This is a genomic window from Gilliamella sp. B2824 (assembly GCF_026536245.1).
Classification (GTDB): domain Bacteria; phylum Pseudomonadota; class Gammaproteobacteria; order Enterobacterales; family Orbaceae; genus Gilliamella.
Genome location: NZ_JAFNON010000032.1, coordinates 1 through 1,252, shown reverse-complemented (window position 1 = coordinate 1,252; position 1,252 = coordinate 1). Strand labels below are relative to the sequence as shown.

Below are 1,252 nucleotides of genomic sequence, written 5' to 3'. Positions count from 1 at the left end.
CAGGTAATCAACTCATGAATCAGGCTGCCAGCCATGGAACGACGGTTGAAACTACGGTTGTAAGAAATAGTGGTGCTGGAAAGGGGACAACTGGACATTCAGCATTGACTCATTTTCCTGAAAATCCAAATGATTTAAGTAAAATATTAGGGGTAGAGCCTAAAGTTACAACTACACAACATGGAACCACTCGAATGGTTTGGGAACCAAATAGTAATACAAGAATTCGTTATGAAAGCCATCCGGGTGATAGTGGAACTTTCAATCCTCGTCATCATGGAGAGCATTATCATATAGAAATTAAGCCTGATAATTTAACTTGGAATCAAGCTAAGAGACAAAATGCTATTCAGAAAGTTAAACCTGAGGATTATCAAGTGGGTCATGGTACAGGTTTTCTTCCGGGCGAAAAACATCCAGGACAATAAAATATGTTATTAAATGAACTAAATATATCAGATGGAAAGATAATAAATTTTAATTCAAGTTTACTTGAACTTAAGATCTTGTTACAAGATTGGCAAGAACAAAGATGGTTGATCACTTTTAAAGATGTTCTATCAATTCAATCTATGAGTGTTGAATGTGAAGAACTTTCTCATTTGGAGATTCTTAAAGAAGATAGCTTTAAAACACATACTTTAGAATATTTCTCTGATGAAAATTCAATTAATTATTTTTGTTATAATTTCTATGGTGTATGGTCTGATAGAGCATTATTAACTATAATTGCCACGGACAATTACAGTATAAGTAAATTAGATGACCATTAAATAAAATTAATTCTCATTTTAAGGTAGGAGCTAATTTTTTAGTATAATATAATATTCTCTACCACTAACTTGCCCTGTTCAATTATTAATAACAACAGGGCAGCCTACATAAAACCCTGTCTGTTCCAGCCACCTGCCTTTAATTGTTAGTTGTGGTCTTGGGTTGGGTTTTGTGCCTTGTATGACGTAACCTATGGTATAAAACCACCTAGCCTTCACTGCGGATAAATCCCAAAACCGGTTAGATACGGGCACCATTGGCTTTAGTGATATAGAAAACAAAGCCGACTTTAAGGTGACCCAGGTATCGATAAGTGGCGGTACGGGAGGACCTGGCGTCCCAACGGCGTATCAAAACAGTGATAAAGACTCAAGTACCACCAAATCAGCGGTGGAAAATGGACAGTTAATCATCCGTAATCAAGACGAGCAAAAACAGGATATCAATGAATTAAGTCGGGATACGGAGAGTGCCAATA

At 36.4% G+C, this 1,252-nt stretch carries 3 protein-coding genes and 1 pseudogene; 3 read left to right on the top strand and 1 reads right to left on the bottom strand.

All coding sequences use genetic code 11. The features are described from left to right. Positions 1 to 428, top strand: a pseudogene (locus J3U56_RS11960) (hypothetical protein); the annotation flags it as partial. A gap of 3 nt (positions 429 to 431) precedes the next feature. Continuing rightward, positions 432 to 773: a hypothetical protein gene (locus J3U56_RS11955; protein WP_267367936.1), complete on the top strand. Its 342-nt coding sequence runs from the start codon at positions 432 to 434 to the stop codon at positions 771 to 773. A gap of 78 nt (positions 774 to 851) precedes the next feature. Here the strand turns inward: J3U56_RS11955 and J3U56_RS12245 are convergent, their stop codons facing one another. Continuing rightward, entirely contained in the window at positions 852 to 1,031 is a 180-nt protein-coding gene (locus J3U56_RS12245; RefSeq protein WP_416380363.1) for a SymE family type I addiction module toxin, read from the bottom strand. A 37-nt stretch (positions 1,032 to 1,068) separates the two neighbouring features. Here J3U56_RS12245 and J3U56_RS11950 point away from each other — a divergent pair. Further along, on the top strand, positions 1,069 to 1,252 hold a 184-nt coding region (locus J3U56_RS11950), incomplete at its 3' end, for a hypothetical protein (RefSeq protein ID WP_267367934.1).